The 21,155-nt window shown below is 67.7% G+C and carries 18 protein-coding genes and 1 pseudogene; 7 read left to right on the forward strand and 12 right to left on the reverse strand.

Annotation, left to right across the window (positions count from 1 at the left end):
- Positions 1-10 precede the first annotated feature (10 nt).
- Positions 11-1,396 carry an ABC1 kinase family protein gene (locus tag MWM08_RS14110; protein ID WP_244407072.1) on the reverse strand — a complete coding sequence of 462 codons (1,386 nt, stop codon included), beginning with the start codon at positions 1,394-1,396 and terminating at the stop codon, positions 11-13.
- Positions 1,389-3,224 (reverse strand): M3 family oligoendopeptidase, encoded by a 1,836-nt coding sequence (locus MWM08_RS14115; protein WP_423815975.1) that lies wholly within the window; start codon positions 3,222-3,224, stop codon positions 1,389-1,391. Before MWM08_RS14115 ends, MWM08_RS14110 begins: the two co-directional genes overlap by 8 nt.
- A gap of 118 nt (positions 3,225-3,342) precedes the next feature.
- On the opposite strand from MWM08_RS14115, the pseudogene MWM08_RS26315 reads away from it, so the two are divergent.
- From MWM08_RS26315 to MWM08_RS14125, 3 genes and pseudogenes are all read left to right on the forward strand, one after another.
- Positions 3,343-4,110: pseudogene (locus MWM08_RS26315) on the forward strand (AMP-binding protein); the annotation flags it as partial.
- A gap of 223 nt (positions 4,111-4,333) precedes the next feature.
- Positions 4,334-5,023, forward strand: a complete 690-nt coding sequence (locus MWM08_RS26320; RefSeq protein WP_255751345.1) for an AMP-binding protein — start codon at positions 4,334-4,336, stop codon at positions 5,021-5,023.
- Positions 5,024-5,380: 357 nt separating this feature from the next.
- Positions 5,381-6,766 carry a CoA transferase gene (locus MWM08_RS14125; protein WP_244407074.1) on the forward strand — a complete coding sequence of 462 codons (1,386 nt, stop codon included), beginning with the start codon at positions 5,381-5,383 and terminating at the stop codon, positions 6,764-6,766.
- On the opposite strand, the gene MWM08_RS14130 is transcribed toward MWM08_RS14125, so the two are convergent.
- From MWM08_RS14130 to MWM08_RS14155, 6 genes are all read right to left on the reverse strand, one after another.
- Positions 6,763-7,308 carry a hypothetical protein gene (locus MWM08_RS14130; RefSeq protein ID WP_244407075.1) on the reverse strand — a complete coding sequence of 182 codons (546 nt, stop codon included), beginning with the start codon at positions 7,306-7,308 and terminating at the stop codon, positions 6,763-6,765. The two genes, MWM08_RS14125 and MWM08_RS14130, sit on opposite strands and share 4 nt — an antisense overlap.
- Positions 7,305-7,847: a hypothetical protein gene (locus MWM08_RS14135; protein WP_244407076.1), complete on the reverse strand. Its 543-nt coding sequence runs from the start codon at positions 7,845-7,847 to the stop codon at positions 7,305-7,307. The genes MWM08_RS14130 and MWM08_RS14135 overlap by 4 nt, the downstream gene beginning before the upstream one ends.
- Positions 7,844-8,419 carry a hypothetical protein gene (locus tag MWM08_RS14140; RefSeq protein WP_244407077.1) on the reverse strand — a complete coding sequence of 192 codons (576 nt, stop codon included), beginning with the start codon at positions 8,417-8,419 and terminating at the stop codon, positions 7,844-7,846. Before MWM08_RS14140 ends, MWM08_RS14135 begins: the two co-directional genes overlap by 4 nt.
- Positions 8,416-9,489, reverse strand: a complete 1,074-nt coding sequence (locus MWM08_RS14145; protein ID WP_279323201.1) for a TauD/TfdA family dioxygenase — start codon at positions 9,487-9,489, stop codon at positions 8,416-8,418. Before MWM08_RS14145 ends, MWM08_RS14140 begins: the two co-directional genes overlap by 4 nt.
- An 11-nt stretch (positions 9,490-9,500) precedes the next feature.
- A complete protein-coding gene (locus MWM08_RS14150; RefSeq protein ID WP_244407078.1) occupies positions 9,501-10,490 on the reverse strand; it encodes a Bug family tripartite tricarboxylate transporter substrate binding protein in 990 nt (329 codons plus the stop codon).
- 70 nt (positions 10,491-10,560) lie between these two features.
- Positions 10,561-11,520: an endonuclease/exonuclease/phosphatase family protein gene (locus tag MWM08_RS14155; protein WP_244407079.1), complete on the reverse strand. Its 960-nt coding sequence runs from the start codon at positions 11,518-11,520 to the stop codon at positions 10,561-10,563.
- Between the two features lie 114 nt (positions 11,521-11,634).
- Here MWM08_RS14155 and MWM08_RS14160 point away from each other — a divergent pair, with 114 nt between their 5' ends.
- Positions 11,635-12,615 carry a bile acid:sodium symporter family protein gene (locus tag MWM08_RS14160; RefSeq protein WP_244407080.1) on the forward strand — a complete coding sequence of 327 codons (981 nt, stop codon included), beginning with the start codon at positions 11,635-11,637 and terminating at the stop codon, positions 12,613-12,615.
- Here MWM08_RS14160 and MWM08_RS14165 read toward each other — a convergent pair.
- The 3 genes from MWM08_RS14165 to MWM08_RS14175 form a co-directional block, all read right to left on the reverse strand.
- Positions 12,612-12,959: a DOPA 4,5-dioxygenase family protein gene (locus MWM08_RS14165; protein ID WP_244407081.1), complete on the reverse strand. Its 348-nt coding sequence runs from the start codon at positions 12,957-12,959 to the stop codon at positions 12,612-12,614. The genes MWM08_RS14160 and MWM08_RS14165 overlap by 4 nt on opposite strands.
- Positions 12,959-13,228, reverse strand: coding sequence for a DUF2312 domain-containing protein (locus tag MWM08_RS14170; protein WP_230167737.1), 270 nt, complete (start codon positions 13,226-13,228; stop codon positions 12,959-12,961). Before MWM08_RS14170 ends, MWM08_RS14165 begins: the two co-directional genes overlap by 1 nt.
- 191 nt (positions 13,229-13,419) lie before the next feature.
- Positions 13,420-13,755: a DUF1244 domain-containing protein gene (locus MWM08_RS14175; protein WP_244407082.1), complete on the reverse strand. Its 336-nt coding sequence runs from the start codon at positions 13,753-13,755 to the stop codon at positions 13,420-13,422.
- A gap of 122 nt (positions 13,756-13,877) precedes the next feature.
- Here MWM08_RS14175 and MWM08_RS14180 point away from each other — a divergent pair, with 122 nt between their 5' ends.
- On the forward strand, positions 13,878-15,158 hold the full coding sequence (locus MWM08_RS14180; RefSeq protein ID WP_244407083.1) for a glycerate kinase type-2 family protein: 1,281 nt from the start codon (positions 13,878-13,880) through the stop codon (positions 15,156-15,158).
- A gap of 386 nt (positions 15,159-15,544) precedes the next feature.
- Entirely contained in the window at positions 15,545-16,978 is a 1,434-nt protein-coding gene (gene pyk, locus MWM08_RS14185; protein WP_244459965.1) for a pyruvate kinase, read from the forward strand.
- Between the two features lie 61 nt (positions 16,979-17,039).
- Here pyk and MWM08_RS14190 read toward each other — a convergent pair whose 3' ends face one another.
- The gene (locus MWM08_RS14190) at positions 17,040-20,339 is read right to left on the reverse strand and encodes an SIR2 family protein (RefSeq protein ID WP_244407084.1); all 3,300 of its coding nucleotides are present in this window, start codon (positions 20,337-20,339) and stop codon (positions 17,040-17,042) included.
- A gap of 243 nt (positions 20,340-20,582) precedes the next feature.
- Here MWM08_RS14190 and MWM08_RS14195 point away from each other — a divergent pair, with 243 nt between their 5' ends.
- Positions 20,583-21,152, forward strand: coding sequence for a transposase (locus MWM08_RS14195; protein ID WP_244407085.1), 570 nt, complete (start codon positions 20,583-20,585; stop codon positions 21,150-21,152).
- The last annotated feature ends 3 nt before the right edge of the window (positions 21,153-21,155 follow it).

Below are 21,155 nucleotides of genomic sequence, written 5' to 3' on the forward strand. Positions count from 1 at the left end.
GTCAGGCCGGCTAGCCCGCCGTCACCGGATGCGGATCCGGCAGCCCCGCCTCCGCCAGCGCCACCGCCTGCTTCTGCGCCAGCACCTGCACGTCGAACCCCTGGATCAGCTCCTGGAATAGCTGGTGCCAGTTCAGCCTGGCCCCCAGCCGCAGGAACACCGACCCCAGCCCGATCGCCGCGCGGTCCATCAGCGGGAACTCCCGCGGCACCCGCACCCCGCCCGTCCGCTTCAGCCCCGCATGCACCTGCTCGGCGATCTTGCGGCCATGCATCGGGTCGTCGTTCACCTGGATCGGCCGCACCCGGTCATCAAGCAGCGGCTCGTACAGGAACTTCGCCCAGATGTTCAGCACCTCGATCGTCTCGCGCGACAGGTTCTTGAACCCCCAGACGCGATACGCCTCGGCCGCCTTGTCGAAATCCTCGTCGCGGATTGCCTCGAACAGCATGATCACGCCGCCGATGAAGGATGGCGGGAAGATCCGTACCACCCCGAAATCGAGCAGGTTGATCCCCCAGCCGCCATTCTCCGGCATGTCCGACCGCACCTGGTAGTTGCCCAGATGCGGGTCGCCATGGATCACGCCATAGCCGTACAGCGGCACGTACCAGGCGCGGAACAGCGCGCGCGCATAGGCGGCGCGTTCCTCCTCCGGCGGGTCCTCGTCGATGCGCGCCTGGATGGCGCGGCCATCGAGCCAGGTCATGGTCAGCAGCCGGTTCGTGGTCAATTCCTCGACCGGCGTGGGCACGCGCACGCCGGGCACGCCGGTCAGCATCTTGGCATAGAGCCGCTGCTGCGCGGCCTCGCGCTTGTAGTCCAGCTCCTCGCGCAGGCGGTCGGACAGCTCGACGAAGGCGTCCTCGTTCTCGAGCGTGCTGTCCATGCGGCGGAACACCGCCAGCGCCATCTTCAGCTGGCGCAAATCGGCTTCGACGACGCTCGCCATGTCCGGGTATTGCAGCTTGCAGGCCACGCGCGTGCCGTCATGCAGCACGGCGCGATGCACCTGGCCGAGCGAGGCGGCGGCGGCGGCCTCGCGCTCGAAGGACGCGAAGCGGCGTTCCCAATCCGGTCCAAGTTCGCTGCCCATGCGGCGCTTCACGAAGGGCCAGCCCATCGGCGGCGCATTGGCCTGCAGTGTCGCCAGTTCCTTGGCGTATTCCGGCGGCAACGCGTCCGGGACGGTGGACAGGAACTGCGCCACCTTCATCATCGGGCCCTTCAGACCGCCCAGGATGGCCTTCAGGTCCTCCGCATGCGCCGCCTTGTCGGACTTCATGCCCAGGAAGCGCTGGCCGGCATAGCGCGCGGCGATGCCGCCGACAGCGCCGGAGGTGCGCAGCATCCGCCGCGCCTCCCCGAAGATGGTGCTGCCCTCGCGGTCAGCCATCGGTGCGCTCCAGCTCATCGATGAAGCCCGAGATCACATCCAGCCCCTTCATCCAGAAGGCCGGGTCGGCGGCGTTCAGCCCGAAGGGCGCGAGCAGTTCCTTGTGCCGCTTGGTGCCACCCGCGCGCAGCATGTCCAGGTACTTGCCCTCGAACCCCGGCACGCCGCCCTCGCGGTACACGCCATACAGCGCATTCACCAGGCAATCCCCGAAGGCATAGGCATAGACATAGAAGGGCGAGTGCACAAAATGCGGGATGTACGCCCAGTACACGCCATAGTCCGGCGTGAACTCGAAGGCCGGGCCCAGGCTTTCCACCTGCACCTGCATCCACAGCTCGCCGATGCGCTCATGGGACAGCTCACCCTTGCGGCGCTCGTCGTGCAGCAGCGTCTCGAAGCGGTAGAAGGCGATCTGGCGGACCACCGTGTTCAGCATGTCCTCGACCTTGCCGGCCAGCATCGCGCGGCGGCGGCGCGGGTCGGATTCGGCATCGAGCACGGCGCGGAAGGTCAGCATCTCGCCGAACACGCTCGCCGTCTCGGCCAGCGTCAGCGGCGTGGAGGACATCAGGTAGCCCTGCGCACCTGCCAGGATCTGGTGCACGCCATGGCCGAGCTCATGCGCCAGCGTCATCACGTCGCGCGGCTTGCCGTGGTAGTTCAGCAGCAGATACGGGTGCGCGCTCGGCACCGTGGGGTGCGCGAAGGCGCCGGACGCCTTGCCGGGCCGCAGCGCGGCATCGATCCAGGGCTTGTCGAAGAAGCGCTGCCCGACCTGCGCCAGTTCCGGGCTGAAGGCGGCATAGGACTTCACCACCCGTTCCACCGCCTCCGGCCAGGGCACCAAGCGGTCATCCTCGTCGGGCAGCGGCGCGTTGCGGTCCCAGTGCTGCAGCTTCGGCAGGCCGAGCCACTTCGCCTTCATGCCGTAGTAGCGGTGCGACAGGCGCGGGAAGGACTGGCGCACGGCGGCCACCAGCGCGTCCACCACCTCGTCCTCGACCATGTTCGACCGGTTCCGGTACGACCCGGGGCGCGGGTAGTGGCGCCAGGTGTCCTCGATCTCCTTGTCCTTCAGCAGCGTGTTCGTGATCAGCGTGAACAGCCGCACGCGATCGCCAAACGCCGCCGAGACACCTTCGGCCGCCTGCGCGCGCACCGCGCGGTCGCGGTCCGACAAGCGGTTCAGCGCGGCCGAGACGGTCAGCTCCTCCCCGCCCACCGGCACGCGCATGGTCGCGATGGTCTCGTCGAACAGCCGTACCCAGGCGGACCGGCCGGCCACCTCCTTTTCGTGGAGCAGCTTCTCGGCCTCGTCGGAGAGCTGGTGCGGGCGGAACACCCGCAGGTCGCGCAGCCAGGGCCGCCAATGCGCGAGCGCCGCCGACCCGCCGAGCTTCTTCTCGAGCGCGGCATCCTCCAGCCGGTTCATCTCAAGCGTGAAAAACAGCAGGTGGGAGGAGATGGTCGTCACCCGCTCCTGCATGGTCTGGTAGAAGCGGCCATTCGCCGCGTCCTGCGCGTCCCCGCTGAACACCAGCCCGGCATAGGAGGTGACGCGCCCGAGCCCTTCCCACATCGCCTCGTATTCCGAGATCGCCTGCGCCAGCGCATCGCCGGACAGCGACGCGAGCTTGCCGGCCAGCCGCGATTCGTACGCCCGCGCCTGCGCCTCGATCCGGTCGAGGTCGGCGCCGATGCGCGGATCATCCGGCGCGGCATAGAGGTCCGAGAGGTCCCACACCGGCAGCGCGCCAGGCGCGGCTGCGGCATCGAGGGGAGCACGAAGGGCGGTGGGAAGATGGGGCTTGGTCACGTTCCCCATATAGGCCATGCCGGGACTTGGCCAAGCGCCCGCATCACCGCACCATGCAGGCTGGGCGCAAGACCGGGGAGACTCCATGCCATACACGCCGGGCCGCTGGCCGAGCCTGCCGGCCATGATGCTGACGCGCGCGGCCGAATGGGCTGACCGCCCGCTGTTCCGCCACTGGCAGGGCGGCGCCTGGCGGTCGGTGACGTGGGGCGACTTCGCGGTGCAGGTCGCAGCATGCGCGGCCTTCCTGCGCGCCAAGGGCGTCGCACCCGGCGACCGCGTGCTGCTGGTCAGCGAAAACCGCCCCGAATTCCCCATCGCCGACACCGCCATCATGGCGATCGGCGCGATCACGGTGCCGACCTACACCACCAACCTGGCGGCCGACCACGCACATATCCTGCGCGATTCCGGTGCGCGCGCCGCGGTGGTGTCCACCCGCAAGCTGGCCGAGAAGGTGCTGGAAGGCGCCGGCCTCGCGAACGGCCTCGACCTGCTGGTGTGCTGCGAGGACCCGCCCGCCGCCGCCGGCCTGGTCGCCCACCCCTGGTCCGAGGCACTCGCCACCGCCGCCGACCCCGCCACCCTCGCCGCCGAGACCGAGCAGATCAGCCCGGAAGCCATTGCCTGCCTGATCTACACCTCCGGCACCGGCGGCGTGCCCAAGGGCGTCATGCTGCCCCACCGCGCGCTGCTGGCGAACCGCGACGGCGTGGCGCCGCTGGCCGAACGGCTCGGCCTGTCCGGCAAGCCGTATTTGTCCTTCCTGCCGCTGTCGCATTCCTACGAGCACACGGTGGGCGGCTTCCTGCTGCCGTCCCTGGGCCTGGAAGTGGTCTATTCCCGCGGCGCCGACCGCCTGAGTGCCGAACTGGCGGAAATCCAGCCCGCCGTCATCACCGCCGTACCCCGCCTGTTCGAAGTGCTGCGCGGGCGCATCCTGGCGGGGCTCGAGAAGGAAAAGCCCTGGAAGCGCGCCTTGTTCGACCGCGCCGTCGCCTTCGGCCTGCGCCGGATGGACGGCCCGCCGCTGGGGTTGTTCGAAAAGCTGCAGGACCTGGTGCTCGACAAGCTGGTGCGCGAGAAGACGCGCGCGCTTCGGCGGGCGGCTGCAGGCGATGGTCTCGGGCGGGGCGCGGCTCGACCCCGACCTGTCGGGCTTCTTCATGGCGCTGGGCCTGCCCGTGCTGCAGGGCTACGGCCAGACCGAGGCCGGCCCCGTGGTCAGCGTGAATCTGCCCTGGGACAACAACCGCACGACGGTCGGCCCGCCGCTCAAGGGCGTGGCGCTACGCATCGCCGAGGATGGCGAGGTGCTGGTCCAGGGCGCGCTCGTGATGACCGGCTACTGGAACAACCCCGAGGCCACCGCCGCCGCCCTGAAGCCCATCGGAGGCGCGCCCGGCGACTGGCTGCACACCGGCGACGTCGGCGTGATCGAGGACGACCGCCTGCGCATCACCGACCGCAAGCGGGACTTCATCAAGACGCTGGGCGGCGACATGGTCAGCCCCGCCAAGATCGAGGCCCTGCTGATGGCCGAACCGGAGATCCACCAGGCCCTGGTCGCCGGCGAGGGCAAGCCCGCGCTGGTCGCCCTGATCGTCCCGACGGACGGCATGGAGGCCAAGATCGGCGACGCCGTCCGCCGCGTGAACGGCAAGCTGCCCACCATCGAGCGCATCCGCCACTTCGCACCCACCGACCCCTTCACCATCGAGAACGGCCTGCTCACGCCAACCATGAAGGTGAAGCGGCGCGTGGCGATCGAGACGCGGCGCGAGGCGATCGACGCGCTGTCAGGCTGAGGGACGCCAAACCCTGCGCCGCGGCTGCGCGGCCTGGCCACCGCAGGCGCGCGGAGCCTTGGCGGCCCGGGCGGCCGCGCCCCGGTGCAGGTTTGTCGTCGGGCATCCCGGCGCGAGGCGCCGAGGCCACCGATGCGCCCGCCGGCTGTGCGACGAAGCCCAGGCTGCCGCAGCGTCGCCGCACCGCATCCGGCAGTCCGCGTGCCGCAGGCTTCGCACGTCCGGCCTGTACTCCCGCGGCCTGGCGCCGGCGTCGCGGAAAACCGCACGGCGCCGCACCCGCCGTCGCGCCGGATCGACGGCGCGACGGGCCGGGCTGCGCTGGACGCCGCAGGCCCACGGCGCGAGGCTGATGCCATGACAACGACCCCAACCAACGCGCTCGCCGACCTGTGGACGCTCGCCGGCCTGCGCGCCATGCCGCAGGTCGCGCTCCACGGCACCGACCCGTGCCAGCCATCCACCTTCGCGATCGGCACCGCCGCACTCGCTTCCATCGGCGCGACGGGCGCGGCGGCAGCGGCCATCCACGCCGAGCGCGGCGGACCCGCGCAGCACGTCGCGGTGGACATCGAACACGCGCTCACCGAGTTCCACTCCGAACACCACCTGCGCATCGACGGCGCGTCGGTCCACGAGGGCTGGGACCGCATCGCCGGCCTGCATCGCACCGGCGACGGACGCTGGCTGCGGCTGCACACCAACCTGCCGCATCATCGCGAGGCGGTGCTGCGCGTGCTCGGGTGCGACTACGACCGCGCCGCCGTCAGCGCCGCACTGCAACGCTGGACCGCGCAGGACGCCGAGACCGCGATCTACGACGCCGGCGGTGTGGCCACCATGACGCGATCGATGGATGAATGGGCGGCGCACCCGGCCGGCATCGCGGCCGCGGCGCTGCCCGCGCTGGTGCTGGAACGCATCGGCGATGCACCGCCGACGCCCCTGCCGCCGCTCGGCGCGCGGCCTTTGCACGGCATCCGCGTGCTGGACCTGACGCGCGTCATCGCCGGGCCGGTGGCGGGGCGCACCCTGGCCGCGCATGGGGCCGAGGTGCTGCACATCACCGCCCCACACCTGCCGTCCATCCCCGCGCTGGTGATGGATACCGGGCGGGGCAAGCGCTGCGCGTCGCTCGACCTGCGCGACGAGGCCGACCGCGCCACGCTGCGCGGGTTGGCATCCGGCGCGGATGTGTTCCTGCAGGGCTACCGCCCCGGCGCCATCGCGGGCCACGGCTTCGCGCCGGAGGCGCTGGCGGCGCTGAGGCCCGGCATCGTCTGCGTCTCGCTCTCCGCCTGGGGGCACCACGGGCCGTGGGCCGGGCGGCGCGGCTTCGATTCCCTGGTGCAGAACGCGAACGGCATCAACGATGCAGAACGCATCGCGGCCGGCGAGGACAAGCCGAAGCCCCTGCCCTGCCAGGCGCTGGATCATGCCTCGGGCTACCTGCTGGCCTTCGGCGCGATGGCGGCGCTGCTGCGGCGGGCGGAGGAAGGCGGGTCGTGGCTGGTGCGCGTCTCGCTGGCGGGCACGGGGGAATGGATCAAGCGGCTGGGGCGGGTCGAGGGCGGGCTGTCAGCGCCCGGCATCGCCGACCCCGCGCGGTTCGTGGAGGACAGCGCCAGCGGCTTCGGGCGCATGACGGCGGTGCGGCATAGCGCGGTGCTAGCCGGCATGCCGGCGGGGTGGGTGTTGCCGGCGGTGGGTTTGGGCACGCACCCGGCGGCTTGGGCGTCCTAACCCGCCGCGCCGTCCGCGCGCACGCTGACCGGCACGCCGATCTTGTGTTCCAGCCACGCCACCAGGAAGGCTCGGTCGGCGGGCTCGCGCCGCCTCACGCCGAACGGGAACACCTCGCGATAGAGAAGGTGCAGGTAGCTCGCTGCAAACAGAGTCGCGAGCGCACCGCTGACCCAATGGCCGCGCCGCCAAGCGTTCAGCGCAAAAGGGAGCAGGACCAGGGTACAGATCAACCCCACCACGACAGCGCGCCACAGCCGCGACCGCCTCAGCGACGGGTCACGGCCGACGCGACCGTGAACGCGGCAGGTTGACCCAAAATCATCGACCTTGGCCTCCAGCACGTTCCACGAGGACCCGGGCCCGAAGTCGCTGATGCGCAGACGGAATCCGTCCCTGGTCCTGCGGGCGGCGACGCCGCCGAACCCCGGCAGAATGCCCCAGAGCCGCGCGCGCCGCCGCACCAGCGCCACCAGCGCATCGCGCGGCATGGGCACGGTGGCTTCGAAGGTCAGGTGATCGGTCGCGGTCGTGTCGCTCACGGTGCCGCCCCACCCGCGCGCACAGTCACCGGCACGCCGATCATCCCCTCCAGCCGCTCGATCAGGAACGCCCGGTTCGCCGCCGCGTGGCGGGGCGCGCGAAGCACGCTGACGATGCCCCCGATCCCGGCGGCTGCGAACAACGCGAAGAACAGGAACCCGCCAGGATTCAGGGCCCCGAGCCACAGGCCCTGCACAATGACCACCGCAGCCACACAAGCCTGCGCGCCGGCGATCACGCCAACCAGCATGCGCGGCGCCGGCCAGCCGTCATCGAAGATGAAGCGCCCTGCGATGCGACAGGAGCCGCCATGGTCCTGGACCTCAACCTCCAACGAGATCCAGCCAGGTGTGCGGAACAAGCCGACCCGGCGCAGACGAAACCCAGCCTCGGTCTTCCAGGCCGCAACCGGGCCGACCCTGCTCGGCTGCCCCCAGATGGTGCCGCAACGCCGCAGCACGTGCGCGACCAAGGCATCATGCGTCATCGGGACGGTGGCCTCGAAGGTCAGGTCGTCGGCCGCGTTGCCGTCGCTCACGGCTCGCCGCCTGCCCGCCGCACCGTCACCGGCGCATCGATCAGCCGCTCCAGCCATTCGACCAGGAACACGCGATCCGCCGGCGCGCGCCGCCTGGACGCGTAGAACTGTCGGTAAAACGCTTGCATGGCCCGGATCAAAGCCAGCGCGAAGACGATCAACCAGCCAATCACCTCTTCGAAAAGTCCGAGCCTCCCGCGGCCGTCGATCAATGCCAGCACAAGGACCGTGAAGCCTAACGCAAGGCAGAACGCGACCCACGCGACGGCCTTGCGACGCTCCTGCTCCATCTCCGGATGCCATCCGACGCGCCCGTGGACCCGGCAGGCATCGCCAAGGTCATCGACAGTTGCATCCAGGGTCATCCAATGAGGCAACCTGAAGAGCCCGGAGCGCCGCAGGTGAAATCCGGTGTCGGTCTTCCAGGCAGCGATCGGCCCGATCGCGCCGATTGCGGCGGCGTGGGCGTGCCTGACGCCAACCCGCCGCATGATGCTGCCGACCAACGCCTCGCGCGTCATCGGCACGACCGCCTCGAAAATCAGATCCTCATCCGCCGCCGTGCCGCTCAAGCCGCCACCGCACTCCTCCCCAGCACCGCACCCCCGCGCAACGCCCCCGCCTCCGTCGCCCCCCACTGCACCCTGTGCCCTTCCGGCAGCGCCCGGCTCCCCGGCACCGCGAGCCACACCCGCAGCAATACGCGATGCGCCCCCGCCGCCGCATCATCCGCGTAGGCCGTGCGCCCATGATACGTCACGTGCTGGTTCAGCAGCTGGATATCCCCTGGCGTGAACGCCGCCTCCGCGCACAGTTCCTCAGCCAGCGCCGCCAGCAGATCCATCGCCTCCACCTGTTCCGCGCGCAACGGAGGCACCCCCGGCTCCGCATGCGCCATCTCGACATAGGTGCGCGAGTACTGGCTGGTGAAGGCCCCCTCCGGCCCACGCGCAAACACCGGCATCCGGAACACGCGGTCGCTGTGCCCCGCCCCTTCCTCATCCGCCGGCCGCATCCGCCAGAAATCCTCGTACAGCACCGCGAGCAAATCCGGCCGCCGCCGCGCCATCTCGTCATGGATCGCGACGGTGGACACCACGCGCGACACACCCCCCGCGATCCCGTTCGACGCGCACAGCAGCGCCAGCACATCGCATTTGTCGGTATGGAACCGCAGCGGCCCGGTCGAACGAGACCGTGCCCGCGCCGATGGCACCGGCCCGGCCCCCCCACCCGTCACGGCAATCCCCGCCCCGGTCTCGTCCTTCACCTCGCCGATGAACTCTCCGGTCGTGTTCTGGAACAGCGGCGTGCCGACATTCGCGCACAGCCCCCAGAACAGGATGCGCAGATCCTCGCGCGACAGCCGCTCCACCGGCAGCCCGGACAGCCGCAGCACGCCCGCGCCGTTCTCCAGTTCCTCCGTCACCTCCGCCAGCAGCGGCGCCAGCGACGGAATGGAAAAATGCTCCCGCGCCATCGCCGGCGGCGCGCGCCCGGCGGCCTTCACAGCGGCCAACGCCTCCTCCAGCGCCGCGATCTCGTTCGCGCCCAACCGCCGCGGCCAGAAGCCGCGCGCCGCGAGTTCATCACCACCGCGCCAGGCCGAAGCCCCGCCGATCGGTGCCATCGCGTGGTCCATCGCTCGCTCTCCTATTGAACGCTGATGCCGCGCTCGCGGATCAGCGACGCCCAGCGCGCTGATTCCGCGGCGATGCGCTCGGCGAAGCCGGCGCGGGTATTGGGCAGGTAGACCAGCCCCTGCTCGGCCAGGAAGCGCTGCATCTCCGGCGCCTGCGCCACCTGCGTGTACACCGCGAACAGCCGGTCCAGCACCGCCTCCGGCGTGCGCGCCGGCACGATCACCGCATACCAGGTCGAGACCTCGATCCCCGGCTGCCCCGCTTCCGCCAGCGTGGGCACATCGGGCAGCTGCGGCACGCGCGTCGGCGTGGTGACCGCCAGCGCCCGCACCCGCCCGTCGCGGATGGCCGGCAGGATGGTCGGCAGGGTTTCGAACATCGCCTGCACGTCGCCGCCGAGCAGCGCGATCAGGCTGTCGGTGTTCCCGCGATAGGGCACATGCACCATGTCCACGCCGTCGCGTTGCCTGAACATCTCGAAGATCAGGTGCTGCGCCGTGCCGATGCCCACCGACCCGTAGTTCAGCCGCCCCGGCTGCGCCTTCGCGCGCGCGATCAGCTCCGCCACCGTTGTCGCCGGGAAATCTCCCTTGGTCACCAGCACCAGCGGGGATGCGGCGAACATCGTCACCGGCACCAGGTCCCGCGCCACGTCGAAGGGCATGTCGCGATACAGGTTCGGGAAGATCGTGAGCGGCCCCAGGTTGCCCATCCCGATCACGTATCCATCCGGTGCCGCGCGCGCGACCTCCGCCACCCCGATCCGCCCGCCGGCGCCCGGCTTGAAGTCGTTGACGATGGTCTGGCCCAACACGGCACCGACACGGTCGTTGAAGGCCCGCGCAATCAGGTCGTTCAGCCCGCCTGGCGGCCAGGGCACCACGAAGCGGATCGGCCGGTTCGGCCAGGGCGCCGCCGCCCCCTGCGCCCACGCCGGCCGTGCAGCGGATACCCCAAACGCCGCCGCCAGCGCCCGGCGACGATCGAACGCAATGCCCACGGCGGTGGCTCCCCTGCTGGTCCGTCCGAGGGTCGGACGGGCCCGCGCGGCGGTCAACCGCGGCGGCGCGTCAGCGCCCGGCGCGCTTGCGCTGGATCAGCTGATCAAGCTGCGCGCCGTCGATATCCGTGCGGATCTGAATCCACAGCGGCAGGTGGTCCGACAGCTGGTAGGTGAAGGCATCCTTCGTCAGGTCGGGAAACAGCGGTCGGTGGTCCGAGGCGAAGAAATCCAGTACGCCGCCGGCATTGCTGAAATTCTCCGGGTAGCGCGCGAAGTGCAGGATCTGGTCGTAGCGCTTGTTGCGCGCCAGGTTGCTGCCGAAGCTGCCCTTCGCGAGCGCCGCCGGCAGCTGCAGCCCGGTCGAGGTGAGTGCCGCGAACATCGGGCTTTTCAGCGAGGGGATGTTGAAATCCCCCATCACCAGGATGTCGGCGTCCTCCTTGTGCCGTTCGGCCATCTTGGCGCCGAGCCAATTCGCCAGCCCCTGCAGTTCCGCCGTGCGCGCGGCCGTGCTGTCGCCCCAGCGGACATGCGTGGTGAAGGCGACGAAGTCGAAATTGCCCGACTTGAAGGACGCGACATACGGCGCGCGCCACCAGCTCTCGGCCGGCAGGTACTCGGTGCCCGACTTGCGGCGCGGCGGGCTCGCCTCGGCGGCCAGGCCGTTGAAGGCCACGACGCGGCCGTCGAAGACATAGACGATCCGCTCGCGATTGCCGCCGGCGTCGAGGATGGCGTCCGAATACACCACATCCCAGTAGGGGCCGAGGATGGGCAGGACGCGCGTGAGGTCGGTGAGGTCGTCGCGCGTCTCGACGATGCCCACGAGGTCGAACTGGCCGATGATCTCCGCGATATAGTGGATCGCCGCCTGGGACCGGCGCTTCTTGCCGAAATCGCGGATGTTCCAGGTCGCGATGTTGAGCGTCTCGTCGAGCTTCGAGGCCGGGATGCGCGCCGCGTCGATGCGCCGGCGCAGCACCTTCAATCCCTCGGCGATCTCGAGGCTGACATTGCCGTGGAACATCCTGGCCTCCCCGCCCCGGCGCAGCATCCGCCCGCCATCTGAAGCGCGTTGCGGCGCACGGGCCGCGATCCAGGTCACACGCGCAGCGGCCGCGCGCGGGGGGGGGGGGGCGCGATGCGCGCCACCACGAAGGCCGCCCTGCCCGGCCGGCGCCGCGCCGGGCCAGGCACGCGCCACGCGGCGCGCGGGCCGGTGTATAGGGGCGCGGAACAGACGCCCGGCCAGGGCGCTGCCGGGGACCGTGCGATGGGTGTGACGACCGAGATCCTGCTGCCGCTCGCGCTCTTCGCCATCATGTTCGCGCTCGGCCTTGGCCTCGCTCCGGCGGATTTCCGCCGGGTCGTGCAGCAGCCACGCGACGTGCTGGCGGGGCTCATCTCGCAGATCCTGCTGCTGCCCGCGGTCGCCTTCGTGATCGCCATGGTGTGGTCGCCAGCGCCGGCGCTGGCGGTCGGGCTCATGATGATCGCGTCGGCCCCCGGCGGCGTGACCTCGAACCTGCTGACGCGCTTCGCCGGCGGCGATGTCGCGCTGTCGGTGGCGCTGACGGCGATCACCAGCCTGGCCGCGATGGTGACGGTGCCCATCGTGGTCTTCCTGGCACTGGAGCATTTCGCCGGCACGGGCGCGGCGGCGGACCTGTCCCTGGTCGGCATCGCGTTGCGCATGTTCGGGATCGTGGTGGTGCCGGTGCTGCTCGGCATGGCGCTGCGCGGCGCGCGGCCCGCGCTGGCGGCGGCCTGGCTGCCGCGGGCGGAGGCGTTGTCGGGCGTGCTGTTCCTGATCGTCGTCGCGGCGGCGATCTGGACGGAGCGCCAGAACATCGCGACCTCCTTCGCCGCGGCAGGGCTGGCGGCGCTGGTGCTGAACCTGGTGATGATGGCGGTCGCGTATTGGGGCTCAGCGGCGCTGGGCTGCGCGCGGCCACAGCGCATCGCGCTGTCACTGGAATGCGGGCTGCAGAACGGCACGCTGGCGATCGCGGTGGTGGCCGCGCTCGGGCTCGATGCCGCCTATGCGCTGCCGGCGGCGATCTATTCGCTGCTGATGTTCGCCACCGCGCTGGGGTTCGTGGCGGTGGTGCGGCGGGGCTAATCCGGCAGCCGCGCCGTATCCAGCGGCAGCACCGCCCCCATCCACATAGCGTGGCGTTCATGGTCCGCCCGCTGCCGCCCGGTGTCGGGATGCACCAGCACCGCCAGCCCCTCGCGGTTCAGCGCCAGGAACGGCACCAGCGTTGGGAACAGCGCCGGGGCGAAGGCCACCTGGTACATCGCCTGCGGATGCGGCCCCACGGGCACATCGTGCCAGCGCCCGAGCACCGCGTCGGGAAACGCGGCGGCGATGCCATCGCGCAATCGCGCCGCGGCGTCGCGCGATGCCGCGTCGAAATACACATGCGCGTGCCAGCCCGTGATGGCGTCGGGCGGCGCGAACATCACATCCCCAGCGCGCGACGATAGAGGTCGAGCAGCGTCTCCTGCTCCTCGACATCCGCCGGTTCCTGCTTGCGGATGCGCAGGATCTGCCGGATCACCTTCACGTCGAAGCCGGCCGACTTCGCCTCCGCCATGATGTCCTTGATGTCCGACGACAGCGCCTTCTTCTCCTCCTCGAGCCGCTCCACGCGCTCGATGATGGACCGCAGCCGGTCGGCTGCGATGCCGCCGACCTCGGTATCGTCGCTGGTCTTCGCTGCCTGTGACATCGCCCTGCCCGCCGTTTGAAGGGAGGCGGGCTTAGCCTTCGGGGTGCGCGCCATCAAGGCCCTCCGTCTCGGTCCGGCGCCGGGCCTCTCCCGCACCTGGCAACCGGTCGTGCCGCAGGCGCGCTCCTCGCGCGACCAGCGTGTGCTGGATGGGTGGCCGGGTGGGGGCGAGCGCCGGTGCCAGCATGCGTTCAATGCCCGGGGTTGGCGGCGGCGAAGGCGGCCTTCTGTTCCGCGCTCGCTTCCTTCTGGTGCTTCGCCTGCCAGTCCTTGTAGGGCATGCCGTACAGCGCCTCGCGCGCGGCCGGCGTCTCGAGCGCCAGGCCGCGATCGGCGGCGGCCTCCTGCACCCAGCGCGACAGGCAGTTCCGGCAGAACCCCGCCAGGTTCATCATGTCGATGTTCTGCACGTCGGTCCGCTCGCGCAGGTGCTGCACCAGCTTGCGGAAGGCGGCGGCCTCGATCGCCTCGCGCGTCGCGGGATCGGTGCCGATGGACAGGTCGGCCTCCTGCATGGGCTCGGGCATGGGCATGGCTCCTTCGGTCCTGCCCAAGATGCGCCCGCGCGCGGCGCGATCAAGCCACCCCGCAGGTGCTTGCTGGCGCGCCGCCGCTGCCCCACCCTGCCGCGCGGGGGACCCAGCACCGCATGACCATGACCGACGCCGATGCCCGGATCGCGCTGAAGCGCCTGTTCGACGCCGCGGTCGCCGCCGCCGACCCGCGCAGCGTGCTGGCGCGCCACCTGCCCGAACGCCCCGCCGGGCGCGTACTGGTGCTGGGTGCGGGCAAGTCCGCGGCCGTCATGGCCGCCGCCGTCGAAGCCGCCTGGCCCGAGGTGCCGCTGCACGGCCTGGTCGTCACCCGCTACGGCCACGCCCACCCCACCACGCGCATCGAGGTGACGGAAGCCGCGCACCCGGTCCCGGACGAACCCGGCGCCGCCGCCGCGCGCCGGATGCTGGCACTGGCCGAAGCCGCCGCCCCCGGCGACCTGGTGCTGTTCCTGGTCTCGGGCGGCGGGTCGTCGCTCACCACCCTGCCGGCGCCGGGCCTCAGCCTGGCAGACCTTATCGCTGTGAACCGTGCGCTGCTCGCCTCGGGGGCCACGATCCACGAGATGAACTGCATCCGCCGCCACCTCTCGGCCTTCTCCGGCGGGCGGCTGGCGGCGGCGGCCCACCCGGCGCGGGTGGTCACCCTCGCCATCTCGGACGTGCCGGGCGACGACCCGACCGTCATCGCCTCCGGCCCCACCGTGCCCGACCCCTCCACCTTCGCCCAGGCCCGCGCCCTGGTCGCGCATTACCGGATGGACCTGCCGCCGGCCGTGACCGCGCACCTGGCGGCGGGGCTGGACGAATCCCCCAAACCCGGCGACCCGCGCCTGCCCACGCCCGACTACCGCTTCATCGCGACACCGCTGATGGCCCTGCACGCCGCCGCGGCGCAGGCCCGCACGCTGGGCCTCACGCCCCTCATCCTCGGCGACGCGCTGGAGGGCGAGGCGCGCGACCTCGGCACCGCGCTGGCCGGCATCGCGCTCTCGGCACGCGCCCACGGCCACCCCCTGCCCGCCCCCTGCGTGCTGCTCTCGGGCGGCGAGACCACCGTGACGCTGCGCACCCCCACCCCCGGCCGCGGCGGCCGCAACGGGGAATGCCTGCTCGGCTGCGCCCTTGCTTTGGCAGGCACCCCCGGCATCTGGGCGCTGATGGCCGACACCGACGGCATCGACGGCTCCGACGACAATGCCGGCGCCATCGCCACGCCCGACACGCTCGCCCGGGCCCACGCCGCCGGCCTCGATGCGCGCGCCCTGCTGGCCGGCCACGACAGCCACCGCGTCTTCGCCACCCTGGGCGACCTGGTCACCACCGGCCCGACGCTGACCAACGTCAACGACTTCCGCGCCATCCTGGTCGCCTGAGCATGGCCGAAGGGCAGCACGAGCCGGCAGCGCCAAGCACGTCGACCGCGGCGCTGCCGGGTCTGCCGGTCAAGGCGCGGCGCCCGGCGCGCTGTGCTAGGTCGCCTTACATATACTAAGCTGAACTTTGCCCGTGCGGCTCGCGCCTTATCCAGTCTAAGCTGCCCGCCATGCGCGACCCAGCCCTTGAAGAAGTCTTCGCCCGCCGCGGCGCCATCACCCGCATCGCCACCGAGCTCGGCATCTCCACCGCCGCCGTCTCCCAATGGCGCCGCGTGCCGGATGAACGCGTCTCCGACGTCGCCCGCATCCTGGGCCTGGCGCCGGAGGCGATCCGCCCCGACCTCACCGCCCCGCCGCCGCCCAAGCCCGAAGGACAGCCCCGCATGGCCACCCGCACGGCCCTGCGCCGCCGCCGCCGCACGAAAATCATCGCCACCCTGGGCCCGGCCTCCGCCACCACCGAGGTCATCGAACGCCTCTACCGCGCCGGCGCCGACGTCTTTCGCCTCAACTTCTCCCACGGCTCCCACGAAGACCACGCCGCCCGCATCACCATGATCCGCGAGGTCGAACGCAAGGTCGGCCGCCCGATCGGCATTTTGGCGGACGTCCAGGGCCCGAAACTCCGCGTCGGAAAATTCCAGGCCGGCCGCGTCACACTCCAGACCGGCCAACCCTTCCGGCTCGACCTCAACCCCACGCCAGGCGACGTGCGCCGCGTCAACCTGCCCCACCCCGAGATCATCCAGGCCGCGCAGATCGGCACCTCCCTGCTGCTGGACGACGGCAAGCTGCGCCTGCGCGTCACCCGCGTGCGCCCCGACCACCTCGAGACCGAAGTCGTCGTCGGCGGCCCGCTGTCCGACCGCAAGGGTGTGAACGTCCCCGACGTCGCCCTGCCCATCCCGGCGCTGACCGAGAAGGACCGCGCCGATCTCGACTTCGTCCTGCCGCTCGGCATCGAATACATCGGCCTGTCCTTCGTCCAACGCCCCGAGGACGTGGCCGAGACCCAACGCATCGCCGCCGGCCGCGCCTGGGTCATGGTGAAGATGGAAAAGCCCCAGGCGGTCGAGAACCTCGACGGCATCCTGGCCCTGGCCGACTGCGTCATGGTCGCGCGCGGGGACCTCGGCGTGGAACTCCCGCCCGAGGAAGTGCCCCTGGTGCAGAAGCGCATCGTCCGCGCCGCCCGCGCCCTGGGCAAGCCGGTGGTGGTCGCGACCCAGATGCTGGAGAGCATGATCACCGCCCCATCCCCCACCCGCGCCGAGGTCAGCGACGTCGGCACCGCGGTCTTCGACGGGGCGGATTGCGTGATGCTCAGTGCCGAGACGGCGGCCGGCCAATACCCCTACGAAGCGGTCAACATGATGGACCGCATCGTGGCCCGGGTGGAGCAGGACCCGGATTGGCGGCGGCTGACCGATGCCTCCCGCCCCGCGCCCGAGCGCACCAGCGCGGGCGCCATCAGCACCGCCGCGCGCCAGGTGGCCGAGACGATCGACGCCGAGGTGATCGCGACGTTTTCCTCGACCGGGACGACCACGCTGCGGGTGGCGCGGGAACGGCCGGGCTGCCCGATCCTGGGGCTGACGTCATCCGGTGTGACGGCGCGGCGGATGGCGGTGATCTGGGGGGTGCATCCGCTGGAGGTCTCGGAGATCCACTCGATGACCGAGATGGTGGCGCGCGCGGTCCGCGCGGCGCAGCACGAGGGGTTCGCGAAGACGGGGGATGAGGTGGTGGTGACGGCGGGCGTGCCGTTCGGGACGCCGGGGACGACGAATGCGTTGCGGGTGGCGGTGGTGAGGTAACGGCGAGTTTGGCGAGGTTTAGGTGACACAGCCCTGGTTGGCTGACGTAAAGCCAGCCGACTCAGCGGCGAGGCCTTTTTTCAAGCTCTATGCCCATTGCAGAGAAAACATCGTGAAAATCCGAACGCCTCTGCAACGCACTTTTGTGTTTAATCAGAAGTTCTTTCAGTTCACTGTCAGAAAACATTTCCGGCATAATGAAAGCAACTCTTACAATAGCAGGATTCCGTATGATTCCAAAGTTAGCTTTATCCATCCGCATCAATTGAAACTCCTCACGAATTTTTTCGCGCGCGCGATCGGAAAGCCGCAAGCCCCGCTCGATGCGCGGCACATCAACCAGCTCGCGAACAGCCGGCCTAACTGTTCCATTCAATTCAAAATCATCGCCCACATATAGCTCCAGAAGACGCAGTAATGTTCTGTTATCAGGAATCGGACGCTTTTTATTCTGAACGGACTGAAGATGGCGCCAGTATCCCCACGCCCACGCGGCCGCACTCGAAATCTTCACGGATTTATGAAAGAGCTTCTCTTGAAGCTTTTGATATATTTTTACTGAATTCGCAGCAAACGTTTCTGTCTGATATGCACTGAAGGCAGCCGCAACCTTGATTATGCTTTCAACCAGCTTCCTCTCTTGTGTAAGCGACAACCCATCAAGAATTACACTTTCGGCGTCGGCATTTCTCCAGTCTTCCGAATTAGCTACGTATGCTTCCAGCATAACGGCAGTTTTCAGGCGATCCGCCAGCTTCATCCCATCATTTTGGAGATAAACGTCGATTGCAGCTCTTCTCAAATCTGGACCGTATGGCCCCCTACTCAGCGCTTGCCAGTTATCATTCGATCGGCAGCCCGACGCAAAAAATGCGACATGTCGTGTAGCGCGCGCCAAAAGTTTTGGTGTGAACATTGCCTCTTCGACCATAGCTTGCGCCAACCGAGCAGTGGCTGGCGGCAGCTTTGGCTCAAACGAAACTAGGCTGTCATGCCACTTATGGTGCTCGCTATTTTCATGCTCAGCCGCGATGGTGAGCGCATTCAGAAGCTCCTCAGCCTGCGCGCGCGCGAGCACAGCAGCCATTGGGATGACTTCCTTCCACTCATCGGCAATCAGGTTCTCCCCGATATTAGCTAGAGGATTGGCTTTCCCACCTGGGATTAGCGTATACCCCTCGACAGCTGCCACGGCTGCCAAATATTCTTGAAAAGTTAGGTGCCGAAACTGATAAAATGGAACCGTCTTCCCGCCCTCGCTTCTGTATCCTCCTTCAACCAGCAAACTAGATCGAAGCTCCACGCGCTTCAGAAACTCATGCGGGCTATCCTTCGCATACCGACCCACCATCGGAAGTCGAATTCTCGCTTCCTCAAGAATCTTTAAAATATCAAATTCCGTCGCGGTTTGCGCGCCCCGTCGCATTAATTCAAATGCGAGACACGCTAGCAGCGGTACTGCCTCTTTCACGTTTAGTGCGTCGTGCCCTTTAATATTCCATGTATCAAGCAAGACCTCGACGGCTCTATCATAAAGGCTAACTCGATCTGGTGGAAGCCTTCCTGCTCCGTGCTTGACTACTAATAGCATAGTTAGAAGAAGAGGATTCTCAGACAATCTCCGAAGAGCGTCATTTTCCAGAAGGGTATCTGCGACGGCGGCTGCATCGGCAAGAGATTCTGGCGAATCGCCCCCCATGAGGCGATGCCAGTGCCCACTTAATTCCTTCACAGCCTCCACACTTAACGGAGCGATTCTATACCTCACACAAAATCGCGTCAGACAAGGAGCAACCAAATCGAACCCCGCCTCTCGACTAGTGACAACAAATCGAATTTTTGGATAGAACTCAAGAAACTTCTCTAAGTTTTCCGAAAAAATTGCTCGATCTGCGTCGCTATGGATCTCATCTAGTCCATCAACCAAAAGCAATACAGAACCCGCCTTGAGAGGACGCTCAAGAGCATCGTAGAGACCGTCTACACTCGGGTCGCCAGTGATCATCGCCAAATTCCGAAGCAGCTCAGGAATAGGCTTCCGAATGTGATCTTTCCATTCTCGGCACCGGATCATCACCGGAACAAGATCAATTTCAGGCAGCTTATCTGGACAGGCAGTAAGTCGCGCTCTATCGCTGTAAGCTACAGCAAGCCGCTTGAGCAACAGGGTCTTTCCACCCCCCGGCAGCGCAAGCAATGCGATCTTTTTTTCTTTGAAAAATACTCTCGAAAAAGACTCAACCTTGTTTCGTTCTTTTTTATTCTGCAATTTTATGTCGTGCTCGACATCATTAACTGCTTCTTTTGCAGCAAAAGCCTGAAGTTGCAGCGGGACGAACAGTCTTTCCAGATCAAATTTCCGCTGGGCGGTCTCCATGTCCGCGCGCATACCCTCAATCGTCATCTCACCACAATCACGCAACAAAAAGCGCTGGTAGGCGTTGATCGTCTGCGAATGACGTACTGCCGCTGCCGCAGCACCTGCGCGCGCCCTTGACCTCGACGGCGTGCTAGCGTGTTGCGTCGGAAAGCAATTTAAGATGTAGCCAGGCAGGTCGGCATGAGCATCTCCATACCCAAGCGGCTCAACAAAGCCCCGCCACACAGGATCAGCAAGCCTAGCACCCACTTCGGAATTTCGGACCAACGCGTAGTGTTGAGGCGCGCCAGCGCCGACGTTTTCGCGCAACCATGTAATGAGCGCATGAAAATTTGGGTCGCCGAACGTTTCCCCGCAACCGATAAATAGCAGACGATTTAGGACACCCATCGAACGCTGAACTAGCGCACGGAGCTCACTCTCAATGGCATCGTGATAGTCACGAATACCAAAAATGCAGTCGCTCGGATTACTCCAAATCCCGTGTATATGAAAAATAGCCTCCCGCTCACGGCGAAGCCACGCAAGAATTTCATCTTTTCTAGAAAAATCGGCAGGAGATACACCAGTAATCATCTCCATCATTGAGTCATAATTGAGGGTTGCAATAGGAATTTTTTGCAAAAATATTGCACGTACAGCATTGTACATTCCCCCTTCCTCAGGTTCGCAACCTTCAAATACGCTTTTCATCCAACGCGCGTATGCGTCACCGCGCGGCGCACCTAGCTTTCGACCAACGAATTCCGCGGCCCCAAGCATGTCATCGATGTCACCGGATGTCGCGGCGCTAGAGTAGCGCTGGACCTGTTCTTCATTAATCAACGCCCGGGCAAGCGCGTAATCAAGCCCAGATTTCACGAGACTCGGCCAAGATGGTGCAATCTTTGATTTCAGATTAAGGGCTATGCTAGCTCCGGCACCAAAAACAACAATCAGGTTTCCATTTTTTGCGGACTGCCGAATGCTTTCTATAGTCAACGGGCTTTCTCCTTATCAGTGCCATCAAGGTTTTCTTGATCGAAGGTTTGTGCTCTGTGCTATTCGTAACGTTCCTTCTTCAGCTTTAACTAACTGGTAACGAGCGAAAATGGAAGTAGGGAGCCAGGTTTGCGATGCAGCCACGAACCGCAATCACCTCACATACGACGGCTCGCCGCATGGTTCGCAGTACGATATAGGAATATATTGCTTTTCATTCCATGGCGTTGCATACTGGCGCGCATGACCCCCACCCCCCTCACCCCCGACGCCTTCGCCGCCCTCCTCCCCCACCTCCTCCCCCGCTCCCCCGCCGGCCGCCAGGTCGGAGACCTCCGCGCCCGCATGGAAGCCATCTTCGCCCTCGCCTGCACCACCGCCCCCTGGCGCGCCATCCCGGCCGACCACGGCAAGGCCGACACCATCGCCCGCTACTTCCGCCGCCTCACGCACAACGGCCTATGGGAAAAACTTCTCCACGTCCTGCACCAATCTCTCCCCAACCACCCGCTGCGCGCCATCGCCCCCCTCATCTTCCGCGCCTGCCGCCGCGCCGTTCGGCTCCGGGGCCTCCCCTTCATCGCCATGATCCGCCGCCTGGGCTTCCTCCAGGCCCTGAACGGCCCGCCCACAAAACTCCCCGACCCCCATTTGTCCGAAAACCTGGTCGCGGCCATCCGCCTGCCGCGCGCATCCCTCGCGGCAGGCTGCACCGCCCTCTACACCGACCTACTCAGGACACTCCGCCGCCTGCATCGCCGCGCGGGGGGCATCAAGCACATCCCCCGCGCCACCCGCCTCGGCTGGTCGTGATGC

It is taken from the genome of Roseomonas fluvialis, assembly GCF_022846615.1.
Taxonomy (GTDB): domain Bacteria; phylum Pseudomonadota; class Alphaproteobacteria; order Acetobacterales; family Acetobacteraceae; genus Neoroseomonas; species Neoroseomonas fluvialis.

Bases quoted from the DNA above. Each gene is read 5' to 3' on its own strand.
- MWM08_RS14125 (WP_244407074.1), top strand. From the start codon at position 5,381: ATGACAACGACCCCAACCAACGCGCTCGCCGACCTGTGGACGCTCGCC.
- MWM08_RS14165 (WP_244407081.1), bottom strand. From the start codon at position 12,959: ATGTTCGCGCCGCCCGACGCCATCACGGGCTGGCACGCGCATGTGTAT.
- MWM08_RS26320 (WP_255751345.1), top strand. From the start codon at position 4,334: ATGGTCTCGGGCGGGGCGCGGCTCGACCCCGACCTGTCGGGCTTCTTC.
- MWM08_RS14180 (WP_244407083.1), top strand. From the start codon at position 13,878: ATGACCATGACCGACGCCGATGCCCGGATCGCGCTGAAGCGCCTGTTC.
- MWM08_RS14115 (WP_423815975.1), bottom strand. From the start codon at position 3,224: ATGGGGAACGTGACCAAGCCCCATCTTCCCACCGCCCTTCGTGCTCCC.
- MWM08_RS14110 (WP_244407072.1), bottom strand. From the start codon at position 1,396: ATGGCTGACCGCGAGGGCAGCACCATCTTCGGGGAGGCGCGGCGGATG.
- MWM08_RS14145 (WP_279323201.1), bottom strand. From the start codon at position 9,489: ATGGACCACGCGATGGCACCGATCGGCGGGGCTTCGGCCTGGCGCGGT.
- MWM08_RS14160 (WP_244407080.1), top strand. From the start codon at position 11,635: ATGCGCGCCACCACGAAGGCCGCCCTGCCCGGCCGGCGCCGCGCCGGG.
- MWM08_RS14175 (WP_244407082.1), bottom strand. From the start codon at position 13,755: ATGCCCGAGCCCATGCAGGAGGCCGACCTGTCCATCGGCACCGATCCC.
- MWM08_RS14155 (WP_244407079.1), bottom strand. From the start codon at position 11,520: ATGTTCCACGGCAATGTCAGCCTCGAGATCGCCGAGGGATTGAAGGTG.
- pyk (WP_244459965.1), top strand. From the start codon at position 15,545: ATGGCCACCCGCACGGCCCTGCGCCGCCGCCGCCGCACGAAAATCATC.
- MWM08_RS14195 (WP_244407085.1), top strand. From the start codon at position 20,583: ATGACCCCCACCCCCCTCACCCCCGACGCCTTCGCCGCCCTCCTCCCC.
- MWM08_RS14170 (WP_230167737.1), bottom strand. From the start codon at position 13,228: ATGTCACAGGCAGCGAAGACCAGCGACGATACCGAGGTCGGCGGCATC.